The organism is Pseudoalteromonas sp. HF66 (genome assembly GCF_011806445.1).
Taxonomy (GTDB): domain Bacteria; phylum Pseudomonadota; class Gammaproteobacteria; order Enterobacterales; family Alteromonadaceae; genus Pseudoalteromonas; species Pseudoalteromonas apostichopi.
Genome location: NZ_JAATOU010000001.1, coordinates 134,359 through 150,573, shown reverse-complemented (window position 1 = coordinate 150,573; position 16,215 = coordinate 134,359). Strand labels below are relative to the sequence as shown.

Here is a 16,215-nt window from a genome sequence, read left to right as displayed (position 1 = left end):
AATGGGCACGGTATACCTAAATGGTGAATACCTTGGCGCTGATGAAGCAAAGATTTCACCAATGGATCGCGGCTTCTTATTTGGCGATGGCATTTATGAAGTGATCCCATCATACCAAGGCAAAATGCTAGGCTTTGGCGCACATATTGAGCGTATGAATAACGGTTTAAACGAGCTTGAAATTAAGCTCGATTACAATCCCGATACGTGGCGTAAAATCTGTAATGATTTATGCGAAAAAAACCAAGGTGACAACCTAGGGATTTATTTGCATGTGAGCCGCGGCGCTGATACAAAACGTGCCCACGGCTACCCAAGCAATATTACTCCGACCGTATTTGCGTTTGCTTTTGAAATTCCGGCAGAGCCAAAAAGCGACATCGATAGCGCAACAACTTACACCGTATCACTTGAGCAAGATCGTCGCTGGCAACGTTGCCATATAAAATCAACGGCACTGCTTGGCAACGTGATCCATTACCAACACGGTGCAGCAGCGGGTAATAAAGAAACCATTCTATTTAATCGTTTAGAAGAAATTACCGAAGCCAGTTCAAGTAATGTGTTTATCGCAAAAGATGGTGTGATCAGCACGCCACCACTTGATAACCAAATTTTACCGGGGATCACCCGCTGGTTAATCCTCAATATTCTTCACAGTTACAGTGATTTTAAAGTGCAAGAGCGCATTATTAGTAAAGAAGAGTTACTTGATGCCGACGAGGTATGGATCACCAGCGCCACTAAAGAAGTTGGCCCAGTCGTAAAAGTAAATGGCAAGTTAGTTGGCGATGGCAAACCAGGTGCAATTTGGCAACAAGTGCAAAGCCTGTTTACCAAGCATAAGTTTGATTACTAATTTAATCGCACTTTAAAAAAAACGCCTACTTAAAGTAGGCGTTTTTTTTAGCTATTATTTAATTGCTTATTATATCAAATGGCCAAGCTTGCAGTAGGCCGTCACTGGTTTCTGAATATAGCAGGTTACCATCGTATGCCACACTCAGTACTGACGTACGCTGGCGCTGTTGTTTAGCTTCGTATTCAGCGATTAGTTCACCATCTGCAACGCGATATAAACGCATCTTCATTTTTGGCGAACCCGTTAATAGCCATTTATCTTGATTAATAAATTGCGATGCGGTGAACTCAATAAAGTTAGCGTATGAGGCCACTTCTGATAGTTCTTTTTTATTGGCTAAATCAAAAAATACTCGATCATCAACCGAATCAATTGCAAAGGCCAAGCTCGCTGTATCATTTAAAGTAACGTGATTTACTCTAGTAGCTAAACGCTCTTCAAAGCGAGTGCTGCCATCGCTCGTTGACCAAAGCTTTACGTATTTGTCGCTCGAGCCAGTAAACGCCCACTGACCATCAGCCGATAACGCCACGCTATTAATATCTAAGCGATGAATATCAAAACGCTTAGTATCACCTGTGCGGGTATTTATCACCTCAGCCTTACCGCTACGATAGGCTATAACCAAAGTATCGCCTACAGCTGAAATAGCGATGTCTCTGGCGATTTCTTGCCCAGTGAGCCAAGTGCCAATACTACGCCCGGTGCGAGTATCGTATAAAGTCACTGATAACCGATTTGAAATGAAAAAACGAGATTTGTTGGCGCTAAAGCCCGCAAGCTCAACATGTTCAGCGCCCTGCCCTGTTATACAATCGTATAGACGCGCTTTTAACTGATTATCCCAAACGCACACTTTAGACTCAGTTGCCACTAACGCGTGACTCGCATCTTCAGTAAGCGCCGTGGCACTTAGTAGCTCATTGCCATGCGCAAACTCACTACTCGCAGGTGCTGTAAACACCTCTCCTGCACCACACCCCACAAGGCTAAGTGCAAATACACAGCAAAGAGATTTAAGCAGTTTCGACGTCATGATCATTCTCATTTTTTATAATTATTTTTGTATTAGAACAGTGTAATGAAAATAAGAGGAAGTTGGTAGAGTTCAAATTGTAGGCTTTCAGCCGTCAGTTTTTGTAGGCGTGAAATTTATTTCGCGCGAAGCGCAGGCTGTTCGGCGATGCAGCGGCGCGCCATGCGAGCATGGCGCCTACTCAAAACGATTATTGGTCTGTTCTGCTCACGATTTCGTAGCCTTCAGCTTCATAATCATTGATGCATTTTTGAAATTTATTTTGAAGTTTTATTTCATCGAAATAGCCAAGTGAGTATACATCACACTTTACTTTCATATGTTCACTGTTTTCCAAAACCGCATTAAGTTTAAGCTCAGCAAAACCAAATTTATAGGCTAATTCTGTGAACTGTGAATACAGAACCAAAAGCAGTACAGCAAGAAGGGTAAGCGTTAGTGTATTTTTCATTTTTATTTCCTTTAAAAGTGTTGGTAAAAAGTCTGGAGCAATTATCGAACCAACAATATAACTTCATATAAATCAATACAATGAGAGATTAAAGCAAAAGCATAGTTGATATTTTCACCAATAAATAGTGAAAAAGACAACTTTTCCCTAAAATAAACACAATATGGTGATAATGCTTGTTTTAAAGTACTAGAAATGAGCTTCGAGGTGTGTGAAAGATAGGCGAGAAGCGAGATAGGAGGTGCTTTAGCGCCGAACAAAAGCCTCCTGATTCTCTGCTTAAGGTAATCCCACGGTTTTCTTGTAAACGTGAAATTTATTTCGCGCGAGGGTTCTAACTTTCCCCTTGCTAACTCCCCTCACCCATGCGTAAAACAAAACACATTAAGTTTGTTACCGTCTAGGTCTCTAAAGTATCCCGCATAAAAGCCCGGCATTTCACGTGGGCCGGGAGCGCCTTCGTCAGTGCCACCTAGTTCTATGGCTTTTTTATAAAAGGCATCTACTTGGGCTGGAGTTTCGACTGCCAGAGCGATCATAGTACCGTTACCAACTGTGGCTTTTTCATCATTATGGGGTTTAGTAACCGCAAAACCGGGCTTATCTTGACCTGTACTCCATGCGACAAAGCGATCAGTTTCTAAGAAGCGCTCGGCGTTTAGAGTGGCGAACAATTCATCGTAATACTTTACTGCTTTAGCTAGGTTGTTAGTGCCTAACATGATGTAACCTATCATTGTGTGCTCCTTACATTTAAAAGTGTCTTTACTCAACATAAAAGGGAAATGACCATCTGTCTATTGATTTCTTCATTCATCGCAATGGACTATATTTCTTATGGTTGTTACTTTATAACAGGTCAACACGCCCTAATCTCTGCTCACTAACAAGGAAATAAAATGAAGTTTAAAACATCTTTAGCACTGCTTGCAGCAGCTAGCTTTTACAGCCACGCAGAAGCTAGCAATACCTTTGACCTCGAAAATGTTTTTGATCTTGAATACGCCAACCAAATAGAAATGACAAAAAATGGCGATACAATTTACTTTGTGCGTAATCGCATGGATATCAAAAGCGACCGTAAAGTCAGCAATATTTGGTCAGTAAACCCAGATGGTAAAACCATGCTACCGCTAACGTCTGGCGTGCATATGGATTACTCTCCGGTGCTGTCACCGGATGAAACTCGCTTAGCGTTTATTTCTACCCGTGATGGTAGCAGCCAAATCTATGTAAAATGGTTAAAAACCGGTAACGTAGCGAAAATTAGTAACCTAACGCAAAGCCCTGGTGGATTAACTTGGACACCAGATGGCAAGCAATTGGTGTTTAGCCAGTTTGTACCAGCAAAATCAGCAAGCCCTGTGTCATTACCGGGTAAGCCTGAGGGCGCTAAGTGGGCAGAGCCAGCTAAATATATTGACGATACTTATTACCGTGCCGATGGCGGTGGCTACTCTGAAAAAGGCTATCGTCACTTTTTTATCATCAGTGCAACTGGCGGCAATGCACGTCAATTAAGCTCAGGTGATTTTGATCACGGCGGAGCAATCAGCTTTAACGAGCAAGGCGATGCGTTCTATTTTTCGGCTAATCGTTATGAAAACAACGAACTACACCCAACTGAATCTGAAATCTATAAACTTAGTTTAGCGGATCGTTCAATTACCCAAATAACAAACCGTAAAGGCCCAGATTCACGCCCTAAAGTCTCACCAAATGGTCGTTACCTTGCATACACAGGCTATGACGACAAAAAGACTAACTATGAAAATAACGACATTTATTTACTTGATTTAAATTCAGGTAAAACCTCAGTGCTCACTGCTGATTTAGACCGTAGCGTCGAAAGCATAAAATGGGATGATAGTGGCAGAGGTCTTTATTTTAGCTACGATAGCGAAGGTAAAACACACCTAGCTTACCAACCTCGTAGTGGTAAACATAAAGTGATTACCTCAGAGATTGGTAGTGTCGCCTTTGGCCGTCCGTATTCGGGTGGTGACTTTGACGTGAGCGAAGATGGTGAAGTTGCATTCACACTTGCAGATACCCAACGCCCAGCTGATGTAGCACTAATTAAGCGCGGTAAAACAGCGCGTTTAACGCAATTAAACGAAGATGCGCTGGGCGACAAAGAACTCGCTAAGGTTGAAGAAATTTGGGTTAAGTCAAGCCACGATGGCTTGGCTATTCAAGGTTGGGTTGCTTACCCACCGGGCTTTGATAAAAGCAAAAAGTACCCACTTATTTTAGAAATCCACGGTGGTCCTGTTGCAAACTATGGCCCTCATTTTAGCCCTGAAGTGCAATTATATGCAGCCAAAGGTAACGTTGTGCTTTATATGAACCCACGCGGCAGTGATTCATACGGTAAAGAATTTGCGCAAACAATTCATCATAACTACCCAAGTAATGACTTTGATGACTTGATGACAGGTGTTGATGCTGTCATCAATAAGGGCTTTATTGATGAGAGCAAATTGTTTGTTACCGGCGGTTCAGGCGGTGGTGTTTTAACAGCATGGATTGTGGGCCATACTGACCGCTTTGCAGCAGCGGTAGTTGCTAAACCTGTCATCAATTGGATCAGTTTTGTACTAACTGCTGACTTCTACCCTTTCTTTGCTGATTATTGGTTCCCTGGTAAGCCATGGGACAACATTGAGCATTACATGAAGCGCTCACCAATAAGCTATGTTGGCAATGTTAAAACACCAACCATGCTGTTAACCGGTGAATCAGACTATCGCACCCCAATTTCTGAAACCGAACAATTTTACCAAGCCTTAAAGCTACAAGGTGTTGATACAGCGATGGTGCGTATTCCTAATGCCTCACATGGTATTACCGCTCGCCCATCAAACCTGATGACCAAAGTCGCCTATATTCAATGGTGGTTTGATAAAAACAGTGGAAATAATTAACGACATCGAGCGAAGCGAGAACATTTCGTTTGCACAAGGTGAACGAATTTCGTGACGCAGTTTCGTTTAACTTATCTCAAATTGCATTAAGCGCGGCTTTATGCCGCGCCATACACAAAACATAAAATAGTTTCACACTTACCTGTAGCAGCGGCTTTATGCCACGTCATTTAATAAAACTATAACGCGGGGTAAACCCGCTGCTACTTTCTCCTTTCTAACTTTTGAATTTCAATCTGATAGCTGACGGCTGACAGCTGACAGCTGACAGCTTTCTTTTCTCTGTAAACCCCCTTTACACTTAAAATGTGATTAACTCCTTACATACTTTTCTCAAATATCGGACATTACCCAAAAAGCAGTTAGTAAAAAATCGGTTTATAGCCAAAATCAGTAACTTGAGTTAGTAAAAAATCGGTTTGTGCCGCTAAAAACCTAGCTTCAGTTAGTAAAATTTTGGTTTGTAAGGGTATGGAGTTGGTAAAAAATCGGTTTATGGCTTGGGTGAGTTAATAAAAAATCGGTTTATAAATCGCTAGATTCTACAAAACAACATTAAATTGCCGTTTATATTACCCATTTTTAACCATTCTAGAGGCTGTACTCAGGCAATAAGCTCTAAATTAAAGCTCATAAGACGGAGGTAGTTAAATCCTGATCTAAAATTATGAGGCTGGTAAATGCGTGATCTGTATTTTTATAAAGCTAGTAAATGGCTGATCCAAGACTTGGTTAAATAGTGATCCGAACCTACGAGATGCGAGTCTGAAAGCTGATAGCTACAAATGAAAAAGGGCCCGAAGGCCCCTAACAACATTATTGAATTTTATACCCAGACTGCGTGGAGATGCAGGTTTCAGCAAGAGATAAAACGCATTTAGACAAGGCATTGATTGCAGATAATGGTGGTTCCCTTATTAAAATCAATAACGCAGTATAAATGCGTTTTAACCTTGCCCTTCGGGCGCTTCACAGGGGCTCCACTACTACGTTGTGACAAATCGAAAGGTACCTACATTCCTTCATTGTCACGCCTTGTATTGAAACCCCTGTGATAGCGCTGAAAATTACATCTTCACGTAGCCTGGGTATACGCAGGAAATTACAACTTGGTTAGAACTGGTTCATGGTATTTGCTTCACCACCGGCTTTAAGCGCATTTTCACCAGAGAAGTACTCTTTATGAGTATCACCAATGTTAGAACCTGCTAGGTCTTGGTGTTTCACTGATGCTTGCTCACGGCGGATTTCTTGACGTTGTACGTCACGAACATACGCTAGCATCCCTAGGTCGCCGAAATAGCCTTCTGATAGAATATCAGTGCTTAGCGCCGCTGTATGGTAAGTTGGTAGCGTGATTAGGTGATGGAAGATACCCGCTTCACGTGCACCATCTTTTTGGAAGTTTTGCACAAGTACGTCTGCTGCCGCTGCAAGCTCTGTGTCATCCATTTCTGGTGCCATTAATGCCTTATTATCATCGATACTTGGGTAAGCAGATAAGTCTTTACCTTGCGCTTGCCACTCAGCATATACTTGCTCACGGAATTTAAGTGTCCAGTTGAACGACGGTGAGTTGTTGTATACCAGCTTAGCATTTGGTACTTGCTCTTTAACGCGGTTAACAAGCTCAGCGATTTGTTTAACGTTAGGCTTTTCTGTTTCAATCCACAGTAAGTCTGCGCCTGATTGTAAGCTAGTTACACAGTCTAGAACTACGCGGTCTTTCTCTGTGCCTTCACGGAACTGGTATAAACCATTATCTAAACGTGTTGGTTTGCAAAGTTGACCATTAAGCTTCATTGCTGTGTCGCCTTCATTTAAGTCATCCACACTGTTTACTGGTGTTGTTTCAAGGAACGACGTGTATTGGCTAGCAAGGTCGCCAGGTGTTTTAGATACAGGCACTTTTTGAGTAAGGCTTGCACCTAGTGAGTCTGTACGAGCAACGATGATACCGTTATCAATACCAAGCTCTAAGAATGCGTAACGAACTGCGTTAATTTTTGCTAAGAAATCTTCATGCGGTACTGTTACTTTACCTGCTTGGTGACCACATTGTTTTGCGTCAGATACTTGGTTCTCGATTTGGATAGCACATGCACCTGCTTCAATCATCTTTTTAGCCAGTAGGTAAGTTGCTTCTTCGTTACCGAAACCCGCATCGATATCAGCAATAATTGGCACAACATGGCTTTCGAAGTTATCGATTTTATTTAGCACAGCTTGAACGTCACCGCCGTTTGCTTTCGCTTCGTCTAGGTCTTTATAAAGGTGGTCAAGTTCACGTGCATCAGCTTGCTTTAAGAAGGTGTAGATTTCTTCGATTAGCGCTGGAACAGATGTTTTTTCATGCATACTTTGGTCAGGTAATGGACCGAACTCAGAGCGAAGTGCCGCAACCATCCAGCCACTTAGGTAAACGTAGCTGCGTTTAGTTGTTTTGTTATGACGTTTAATTGCCATCATCATTTGTTGTGCAGTGAAACCATGCCAACAACCTAATGATTGTGTGTATTGGCTGTGGTCAGCATCGTATGCAGCCATGTCTGCACGCATAATGTCTGCAGTGTATTGTGCGATGTCTAGACCCGTACGAAAACGGTTTTGTAAGCGCATACGGCTTGCGTATTCTGGGTTGATTGACTGCCACGTTTTGCCTTGTGTTTGACATAAAGTAGCTAGGTTATCTGTTTCGCGTTGATATGTTGTCATAATAAAATCCTTCGAACGGGTTATCTATTTTTGTTAGTGAGAGTGGCTACTTGGCGTTTGCTTCGTAGCGCTTAATTCAACATTAGGCGGATTTTAAGGATTTAGTAAATTTATAGTTGTTATTGCCACTATATATCTAGTGAATGACAAATAGCCTGCTTATTAGCCTTTTTTACGATATGGTTTAGCCATGAATGATCAATTTAAGCTCGTTTAAAGGACATTATTATGACCACTCTCTCACTTAACGGTTTAAGCGTTGATCAACAACTAGCACAGTTTGTTGAGCAGCAACTTTTACCAGGAACAGGCATTAGCACAGACACCTTTTGGCAAGGTTTTGCTGAAATCGTCAATGAATTAACGCCAATCAATCGTGCGCTTTTAGAAAAACGCGAACAACTGCAAGCTAAGATTGATGACTATCACAAGCAGCAACCGGTATGGGATGCAGCTAACTATCAAGCATTCCTTGAGGACATTGGCTACCTAGTTCCCGAGCCAGCTAGCTTCAGCATAGAAACAGAACAGGTCGAGCCTGAAATCGCTAGCACTGCGGGGCCGCAGCTTGTTGTGCCTGTGAGCAACGCACGCTTTGCCTTAAACGCAGCGAATGCCCGCTGGGGCTCTTTGTATGATGCGCTGTATGGCACTGATGTATTAAGTGAAGATGACGGCGCAGAGAAAGGCTCTACATACAACCCTGTACGTGGCTTTAAAGTAATGGCTTATGCCCGCCAGTTCCTTGATAAAGCATTACCTTTAGCAAATGGCTCGCATATCGAAAGTACTAGCTATTCAGTGGTTAACAATGAACTTTTAATAACATTACGTGACAGCAGCCAGGTTCGCCTAGCAAACCCTGATCAACTTATCGGTTACCAAGGTGAAGCGCAAAACCCAACCGCTATCTTACTGAAAAATAATGGCTTACATATTGAACTGCAAATCGACCATCATCACCCAATAGGTCAAGCTGATAAAGCAGGCCTTAAAGATGTGCTACTTGAAGCAGCCCTCACAACGATTATGGATTGTGAAGATTCAGTTGCCGCTGTCGATGCCGAAGACAAAGTAAACGTATATCAAAACTGGCTTGGTTTAATGCAAGGTAACCTAGTAGAAGCATTTAACAAAGGCGGTAAAACCATTGAGCGTCGTTTAGCACAAGACCGCCAATATCAAGGTGTGAATGGTGAAACACTTACGCTAAAAGGCCGTAGCATGATGTTTGTGCGTAACGTTGGCCACTTAATGACAAACCCTGCTATCCAAGATAGTGAAGGCAATGACGTGTTTGAAGGCATTATGGATGCCATTATCACCAGCACAGCAGCTCTTCATGACTTAAAAGGTACAAACAGCCTAAAAAATTCAACGGCCAATAGCATTAATATTGTTAAACCAAAAATGCACGGTCCAGAAGAAGTGGCATTCACTAATACATTATTTACCCGCGTTGAGCAGCTATTAGGCTTGCCTGAAAACACAATTAAAATGGGTATTATGGATGAAGAACGCCGCACTTCAGCTAACTTAAAAGCCTGTATTTTCGAAGCGAAAAAACGTGTTGTGTTCATTAATACTGGCTTCTTAGACCGTACCGGTGACGAAATTCATACTTCGATGCAAGCTGGTGTTGTACTGCCAAAAGGCGCTATCAAACTTGAGCCTTGGATCAGCGCATATGAAGATCGCAATGTTGATATTGGGCTTGCTACAGGACTAAGTGGTAAAGCACAGATTGGTAAAGGTATGTGGCCAATGCCAGATAAGATGGCATTAATGATGGAACAAAAAAGTGGTCACCCGAAAAGTGGTGCAAATACCGCATGGGTGCCCTCTCCGACAGCTGCAACCCTACATGCAATGCATTATCACGATATAGATGTGTTTGCCTGTCAAAAATCGCTTATGGACCGCAAAGAAGCAAGCCTTACCAGCTTACTCACTCCACCGCTTATGAAAGATGCAAGCAGCTTAAGCAAAGAAGATATTCAAGCCGAACTTGATAACAATGCACAGGGTATTCTAGGTTATGTTGTACGTTGGATTGACCAAGGTATTGGCTGCTCTAAAGTACCAGACATCAATCATGTTGGTTTAATGGAAGACCGTGCCACACTGCGGATTTCAAGCCAACACATGGCTAATTGGTTGTATCATGGCGTTTGCTCTGAAGAGCAAATTAGAAAAACTATGGCGCGTATGGCAAAAGTTGTTGATGGTCAAAATGAAGGTGATCCAGCCTACAAGAATATGGCAGATTCTGCCGAAACGTTAGCGCAAAGTGTGGCTTATCAAGCAGCGCTAGCCCTTGTACTAGAGGGAGTTAAACAACCTAGTGGCTATACTGAACCATTATTACATGCGTTCCGTATAAAGTATAAGTCGTTAAATTAGCCACTACACAACTCCCCTTCGAGTTTCATGTGTCGTTCCTAGCAGCCTAAGGGCTGCTTTTTTTTGACTAATATCAATTGATACCAATCCGCAATAATACTTAATTATTTTGAGGGATTAAACCTGTCGCTACCTGCGTTAAAAATTTCTGATTTAGAACAACTAAATAACGAAATTTTTGCCTTGTTATCAACGAGGTTTTATTGCCTCAAAATAGACCATTAAATTAAGCGTATTGGTATAAACTCATAACGACAGTGAATACTCATCATTCACGGCATAATAAAAATCTATTAAAAAAGGGGGATTTGTTACCAAATCCCCCTTTTTTACATGCTAATTTCTTAAAAATTAGTTTTTGACAATCGCATTGTGATAAACGTTTTGAACGTCATCACAGTCATCAAGCATAGAAATAAACTTTTCAAAGTTTGCGATATCATCTGGATCAGTGATGTCAGTATGAACTTGTGGAACAAACGTAATCTCGTCTACTTCAAAGTTAATACCTTCAAATGCTTCTTCCAGTGCTGTTTTTGCTTTGTAGTACTCTGTGTGAGGAGCGAATACTGATACTTTGCCGTCTTCTACTTCTACATCTGTTACGTCTACATCCGCCATCATCAGCGCTTCTAGCACGACTTCGTCGTCATCACCTTCAAAGCCTAAAACAGCTAAGTGATCGAACATATGGGCTACACAACCAGGTGTGCCAATTTTTGAATCTGTTTTTGTGAACGGTAAACGTACATCTTTGATAGTACGGTTAGGGTTATCAGTTAAACAGTCAACAATAACCATACAATTACCAGGACCGTAACCTTCATAACGTGCTGGTGAATAGTCTTCCCCTGCCCCACCGGCTGCTTTTTTGATCGCGTTATCGATTACATGTGCTGGAACTTGGTCTTTCTTGGCACGCTCAATAATACGCTTTAGCGCTTGGTTAACTTCTGGATCTGGTTCGCCATTTTTAGCAACTACGTAGATTTCTTTTCCGTATTTAGAATTTACTTTTGTTTTTGCATTGGCTGTTTTAGCCATGGCGTTTTTGCGGACTTCAAATGCTCTGCCCATCTTATGCCTCTATGAATACATTTGATAATTGCCGATATTTTAGCAACTCATGACCGCTTGGGCTAGTACTAGGACATTTTGAAAAATAAAAAACTAACAATTTATCTCGGGAAAAATAAAAAACAAGGCTATTTAACATAACACCTTATTTTCTTGGAATGAGTCAACCAAAATAGGTAGTTCTGAAAAGTGATGCATTACATAATCAGCTTGATTTGCGTATTCGGGAATTTCGTCTGGTGCATATAAACAAGCTCGCATATTAGCATTATGGGCTGCTTGTATATCAAATAAATAATCACCAACATAGAGTAACTCTGACTGGTCAAGTTCCCATAATGTAGCAATGGCATTTAAAGCACTTGGGTCAGGCTTAGCTGGCGCATCAGAGCGAGTTAACACTGTTTCTATAGGTAATGGGTTATTCTTTAATTTAATGGCAGCAGCCCGATCGTAATTACGGGTAACAATAGCCATTGGGATATTATTTTCTTTTAGCCTAGTAATAGCTTCAGCAACACCAGGCAATAAATGAGCGTGCTGAGCATCAATAAGTTCATGTTGATGGACAATATTCATTGCTTCTTCACGCATGTAAGGCGAAGGTAATGATGCAATATAAGCGAGTAAGTCATTCTCGATAGGACAACCTACCTGTGCTTTAATTAACGAAAAATCTAACTCCGATGAAACCAAAGTACCATCTAAATCAAAAATTACGCCACGGATTTTATTGTCATGGATAGTCATATAAATCCCTGTATATGAGAATTGGGAAAATTTTGAAGCCCACTAATAAGATAGTTTACGAAAGAAGTTAATTAAAGGATCAAAGGATTAAAAAAGTAACTTTTTTAATCCTTTAGGATTGCTATTACTCTGGATTTACCGATTCAAACCTTGCTTCAAGCCAGGTATCATCTTGGCTAAAGGTCAGTGTTTTTACCTTACCTTTACCTTCAATATTAACCATATTCACTTGTGCCGGCCAAAGATCGCGAAGTGCACCGTTGCTCATGCGTATGCCATGAATCCCTTCTGGTATCGTGACTTCTTGATAAACCCAAAAGAATTTACCATCAACTTGCGCACCTACATCTTTAAGCTCAAGTGGCTTGCCATCTAAAGTTTGCAGAGCAATATGTGACTCAACGTAGTCAGCAAAACGCTTCTGATCTTCTTTATTAGATAGGATATCAGCATTACCATCAAATAAATGTTCAACGGCGTGCTCTGTATCGTGTAAATAAAAACGATGCATCAGCTCTATGTTGTTAGTGCGTTTATTAAATAGCACAGTTGTCACAGACGCTTTTAACTGGTGCGCCATGCTTGGCGCACTCAGTATTAAAGCAAAAATAATGGCCGCGAAGCGCATTATTGTTGCTCCTGGGCATCTTTTTCGTCGTCCTTTTTCAGCTCAGTTTTAATATCTTGCATGATATCGCGGCTAACTTTCGCTTTACTCTTTTCACGTTTGTACACTTCAATGCGTGATGGAATAATACGACGCGGGTAGTTATTGTTTTCTACATCAACGTCCGCTGTTTCCCAGCGCGGATCGACTGTAACAGACACTAGGTTTTTACCTTTATCGGTTACAATTAGCTTTTGTACATGCTTGTGGTTACGACGCCAGATTTCAGCCGGAATGTACTTTTCTTCTTTCGTACCATCTTCATAAGTAAGCTCTAATAAGATAGGCATTACTAAGCCACCTAAGTTTGAGAACTCAAGTACGTAGTAGTTTTTATCTTCTTTGATTGCACGCTCAAACGTTTTACGTTCCCAAGGCTCTAAACCTTTAAGGAATTTGTTATAAGCGTTACGCTCTTTGTTAGTTACTGTGAAGCGGTCGTTTTCGTCGTAGAAGTCAGTCACATCAGGATTTTCTTCAACCCATAGTTTTTTACCTTCTTCTTTATTACGTTTTACGAATAACGGCATTGGCTTGTCTGCTTCGATATCACGTAAACGATTAAAGTCGATATCAGGGTTTTTCGTATCTAAACGCAGTTGGTAAACCTTGTCTAGCGAGATATCAACGTGATCTGTGGTGTAGAACCAACCACGCCAGAACCAATCTAAGTCAACACCTGACGCTTCTTCCATTGTACGGAAGAAATCAGCAGGAGTAGGGCGCTTGTACTTCCAACGCTGTGCATATTCTTTAAATGCAAAGTCAAATAGCTCTCGACCAAGGATCACTTCACGTAAAATGTTAAGTGCGGCAGCAGGCTTAGTGTAGGCATTAGGACCTAAACGTAATACGCTGTCAGACTGGGTCATAACTGGTACTTGGTTTTCAGACTTCATGTATGCAACAACATCGCGAGGCTCAACACCCCAAGGAATTGTGTGGTCCCACTCACGACCAGCAACACCATCTAAGAAACTGTTAAGACCTTCATCCATCCACGTCCACTGACGTTCGTCTGAGTTAACTACCATTGGGAAGTAGATGTGACCTACTTCGTGGATAACAACGCCGATTAAGAAACGTTTTTCTGCTTGTGAGTAAGTACGAGTACCGTCGTCTTGTAAATCAGTACGCGGACCGTTGAAGGTGATCATAGGATACTCCATACCACCTACAGGGCCATTGACTGACTGAGCCACTGGATAAGGGTAGTCAAACGAGAAGCGCGAATACACTTCCATTGTATGAACTACAGCTTCAGTAGAGTACTTCTTCCAAAGGTCGCCACCTTCTTTCGGGTAGAAAGACATCGCCATAACTAATGGCTGATCTTTACCACCTTGATGATAGCCTTTGGCATCCCACATAAATTTACGCGAAGACGCCCACGCAAAGTCACGTACGTTCTCAGCTTTAAAATGCCATGTTTTAGTTTTATCGGTGCCTTCTTTCTCGTTTTCTAACGCTTCTTCTTCAGTCACGATGAAAACAGGGCGCTTAGCATCTTCAGCTTGCTCAAGGCGCTTACGCTGCGTGCTAGTTAGAACACGGCTTGGGTTATCAAGTTTACCAGTTGCAGATACAATGTGATCAGCAGGAACGGTTAACTCAACGTCATAGTTACCAAATTCAAGAGTAAACTCACCACTACCTAAGAAGGCTTTATTCGTCCATGCTTCATAATCAGTGTAAGCAGCAAGACGAGGGAACCATTGCGCTAATAAAAAGATATCATTGCCATCTTCTTCAAAATGTTCATAACCCGAACGTGCACCAACGGCATCTTCTTCAACAATGTTAAAGGCGAAGTCCATGCTGAACTCAACGTCTTTACCCGGTTTAAGCGGTTCGTTTAAGTCGATACGCATTAATGTATCTACTACAGTAACTTTAAGCTCTTTTCCGTCTTCGTCTTTAACATTGGCGATTTGATAACCCAGCTCGTTGTCGGCCATAAATTGCTGACGACGTAGCTGTCCTAAACTCAATTTAGTTGATTTTGGCTGAGGGTCACCTTGCAATGTTTTACCATTAAAAGTTGATGTCATTTCAGCAATTGAGTCAGATTTAAAGATATTTTGGTCTAGTTGTAACCAAAGATACTTTAAAGTGTGCGGCGAGTTATTTTTATACTCGATAGTTTGGCTTGCTGTTAAGCGGCGTTTCTTTTCATCAAGCTTTGCATCAATTTCGTAGTTTACTTGCTGTTGCCAGTAATGCTCAGCAGGTTCACCTGCTGCACTACGGTAAACGTTTGGAGTTGGAAGTGCTTCATCTAGCTGACGGAACTTGTCAACGAATGAGCCTTTAGTTTGCTCAACAGATGACGCCATGACAGCTGAAGATACTGCTAAAGGCAATACCAAAGCACTCAACTTGAGAACTGCTTTTTTCATTGTTTATCCTGTAATTAATTTGCAAGCATACCATCGCAAACTGCTAACAAAGTTGCAATAAAATAACGATAAAGCGCGGTATTTTTCGGGTAGTATTCGATGTTTTACTGAGGTCCTATTTTTCACAAAAAAAATAGCTTCGATTAACTTCCTGTAAACCCCCTTTACAAAACGCTGGTTAATTTTAGTTCAGCACTAATTCATCCCAAAGTATTACAGTTAATAAGTAAATACTCTGCTTAAATTCTAGTTAATGATGAAAGGGTGATTAGATGAAGTTTTATATTGTAAAAAAAGACTCTCGTTTAGCAGCCATTCCTGCTCAAGAATCGATTCTAAACGAGTACAAAGAACGCGGATTTGAATTTGTTGAAGTCATTGCTGCATGCGATGAGTCAGATGCATTGTCTCGAACCACTCCAAGTGTAACTGGGTCTAAAAAATGGTTAATTTACCCTACTGCACTAGTAATTTTATCCTTAATTGCCATTATTTTTGCAATAAATTAAATTTTGCGACATTTGCTATTGAAATTCACTGCCATTTGTATTTAAAATCGCCCACTTTTTTGATTTTGGGGTCTGTTGTGCGTTTGTTCAAACCCCAAATGTTTTGGTAATCAGCATAGAATTCGGTGAGCTTATGGATTTCTATATCCTAAAAAAACAACAAGAACTAATTGCAATTCCAGCGGACGAACAAAATTGTAAACAGTACCTAGATTCAGGGTATTTTTATATCGACAAAGTAGCGGCATGTAATGAAACAAATGCCCTTAAAATATTGCAAGCTAAGCAAACAAAAGCACTTAAAGTACCTTTGATAATGGCATTATTAGCTCTGCCTATGGTGATTTTTGCTTGGTATAGCTTAAGTTAACAAACCAGGCTGGGCATCTTGCCTCAGCTTAGGTATATTGGCGCTCTTA

The 16,215-nt window shown here is 41.3% G+C and carries 13 protein-coding genes; 5 read left to right on the top strand and 8 right to left on the bottom strand.

Annotated features, from left to right (window positions below):
* Nucleotide 1 precedes the first annotated feature (1 nt).
* Entirely contained in the window at nucleotides 2-859 is an 858-nt protein-coding gene (locus tag HCZ11_RS00655; RefSeq protein WP_167657329.1) for an aminotransferase class IV, read from the top strand.
* A 58-nt stretch (nucleotides 860-917) separates the two neighbouring features.
* On the opposite strand, the gene HCZ11_RS00650 is transcribed toward HCZ11_RS00655, so the two are convergent.
* The 3 genes from HCZ11_RS00650 to HCZ11_RS00640 form a co-directional block, all read right to left on the bottom strand.
* Complete coding sequence (locus HCZ11_RS00650) at nucleotides 918-1,898, bottom strand: hypothetical protein (RefSeq protein ID WP_167657328.1); 981 nt, start codon at nucleotides 1,896-1,898, stop codon at nucleotides 918-920.
* A gap of 190 nt (nucleotides 1,899-2,088) precedes the next feature.
* Complete coding sequence (locus HCZ11_RS00645) at nucleotides 2,089-2,349, bottom strand: hypothetical protein (RefSeq protein WP_130053001.1); 261 nt, start codon at nucleotides 2,347-2,349, stop codon at nucleotides 2,089-2,091.
* 359 nt (nucleotides 2,350-2,708) lie between these two features.
* Nucleotides 2,709-3,086: a VOC family protein gene (locus HCZ11_RS00640; RefSeq protein WP_130053002.1), complete on the bottom strand. Its 378-nt coding sequence runs from the start codon at nucleotides 3,084-3,086 to the stop codon at nucleotides 2,709-2,711.
* Between the two features lie 162 nt (nucleotides 3,087-3,248).
* Between HCZ11_RS00640 and HCZ11_RS00635 the strand changes: the two genes are divergently transcribed.
* Complete coding sequence (locus tag HCZ11_RS00635; protein WP_130053003.1) at nucleotides 3,249-5,276, top strand: S9 family peptidase; 2,028 nt, start codon at nucleotides 3,249-3,251, stop codon at nucleotides 5,274-5,276.
* Nucleotides 5,277-6,389: 1,113 nt separating this feature from the next.
* Here HCZ11_RS00635 and HCZ11_RS00630 read toward each other — a convergent pair.
* Nucleotides 6,390-7,991, bottom strand: a complete 1,602-nt coding sequence (locus tag HCZ11_RS00630; RefSeq protein WP_130053004.1) for an isocitrate lyase — start codon at nucleotides 7,989-7,991, stop codon at nucleotides 6,390-6,392.
* A gap of 225 nt (nucleotides 7,992-8,216) precedes the next feature.
* On the opposite strand from HCZ11_RS00630, the gene HCZ11_RS00625 reads away from it, so the two are divergent.
* On the top strand, nucleotides 8,217-10,394 hold the full coding sequence (locus HCZ11_RS00625) for a malate synthase G (RefSeq protein WP_167657581.1): 2,178 nt from the start codon (nucleotides 8,217-8,219) through the stop codon (nucleotides 10,392-10,394).
* Nucleotides 10,395-10,745: 351 nt separating this feature from the next.
* On the opposite strand, the gene HCZ11_RS00620 is transcribed toward HCZ11_RS00625, so the two are convergent.
* The 4 genes from HCZ11_RS00620 to HCZ11_RS00605 all read right to left on the bottom strand — a co-directional run bounded on the left by HCZ11_RS00620 (nucleotide 10,746) and on the right by HCZ11_RS00605 (nucleotide 15,287).
* Nucleotides 10,746-11,471: a YebC/PmpR family DNA-binding transcriptional regulator gene (locus HCZ11_RS00620; RefSeq protein WP_054553380.1), complete on the bottom strand. Its 726-nt coding sequence runs from the start codon at nucleotides 11,469-11,471 to the stop codon at nucleotides 10,746-10,748.
* A 132-nt stretch (nucleotides 11,472-11,603) separates the two neighbouring features.
* On the bottom strand, nucleotides 11,604-12,221 hold the full coding sequence (locus HCZ11_RS00615; protein WP_130053006.1) for an HAD family hydrolase: 618 nt from the start codon (nucleotides 12,219-12,221) through the stop codon (nucleotides 11,604-11,606).
* Between the two features lie 124 nt (nucleotides 12,222-12,345).
* Nucleotides 12,346-12,849: a DUF6702 family protein gene (locus HCZ11_RS00610; protein ID WP_130053007.1), complete on the bottom strand. Its 504-nt coding sequence runs from the start codon at nucleotides 12,847-12,849 to the stop codon at nucleotides 12,346-12,348.
* Nucleotides 12,849-15,287 (bottom strand): M1 family metallopeptidase, encoded by a 2,439-nt coding sequence (locus HCZ11_RS00605; protein ID WP_130053008.1) that lies wholly within the window; start codon nucleotides 15,285-15,287, stop codon nucleotides 12,849-12,851. Before HCZ11_RS00605 ends, HCZ11_RS00610 begins: the two co-directional genes overlap by 1 nt.
* 272 nt (nucleotides 15,288-15,559) lie before the next feature.
* Here HCZ11_RS00605 and HCZ11_RS00600 point away from each other — a divergent pair, with 272 nt between their 5' ends.
* Nucleotides 15,560-15,796, top strand: coding sequence for a hypothetical protein (locus HCZ11_RS00600; protein ID WP_167657327.1), 237 nt, complete (start codon nucleotides 15,560-15,562; stop codon nucleotides 15,794-15,796).
* Nucleotides 15,797-15,929: 133 nt separating this feature from the next.
* Nucleotides 15,930-16,166: a hypothetical protein gene (locus HCZ11_RS00595; protein WP_130052326.1), complete on the top strand. Its 237-nt coding sequence runs from the start codon at nucleotides 15,930-15,932 to the stop codon at nucleotides 16,164-16,166.
* Nucleotides 16,167-16,215 lie beyond the last annotated feature (49 nt).

Excerpts from the sequence above, each read along its gene's own strand:
- HCZ11_RS00655 (WP_167657329.1), top strand. The coding sequence starts at position 2 with ATGGGCACGGTATACCTAAATGGTGAATACCTTGGCGCTGATGAAGCA.
- HCZ11_RS00650 (WP_167657328.1), bottom strand. The coding sequence starts at position 1,898 with ATGACGTCGAAACTGCTTAAATCTCTTTGCTGTGTATTTGCACTTAGC.
- HCZ11_RS00645 (WP_130053001.1), bottom strand. The coding sequence starts at position 2,349 with ATGAAAAATACACTAACGCTTACCCTTCTTGCTGTACTGCTTTTGGTT.
- HCZ11_RS00640 (WP_130053002.1), bottom strand. The coding sequence starts at position 3,086 with ATGATAGGTTACATCATGTTAGGCACTAACAACCTAGCTAAAGCAGTA.
- HCZ11_RS00635 (WP_130053003.1), top strand. The coding sequence starts at position 3,249 with ATGAAGTTTAAAACATCTTTAGCACTGCTTGCAGCAGCTAGCTTTTAC.
- HCZ11_RS00630 (WP_130053004.1), bottom strand. The coding sequence starts at position 7,991 with ATGACAACATATCAACGCGAAACAGATAACCTAGCTACTTTATGTCAA.
- HCZ11_RS00620 (WP_054553380.1), bottom strand. The coding sequence starts at position 11,471 with ATGGGCAGAGCATTTGAAGTCCGCAAAAACGCCATGGCTAAAACAGCC.
- HCZ11_RS00615 (WP_130053006.1), bottom strand. The coding sequence starts at position 12,221 with ATGACTATCCATGACAATAAAATCCGTGGCGTAATTTTTGATTTAGAT.
- HCZ11_RS00610 (WP_130053007.1), bottom strand. The coding sequence starts at position 12,849 with ATGCGCTTCGCGGCCATTATTTTTGCTTTAATACTGAGTGCGCCAAGC.
- HCZ11_RS00605 (WP_130053008.1), bottom strand. The coding sequence starts at position 15,287 with ATGAAAAAAGCAGTTCTCAAGTTGAGTGCTTTGGTATTGCCTTTAGCA.
- HCZ11_RS00600 (WP_167657327.1), top strand. The coding sequence starts at position 15,560 with ATGAAGTTTTATATTGTAAAAAAAGACTCTCGTTTAGCAGCCATTCCT.
- HCZ11_RS00595 (WP_130052326.1), top strand. The coding sequence starts at position 15,930 with ATGGATTTCTATATCCTAAAAAAACAACAAGAACTAATTGCAATTCCA.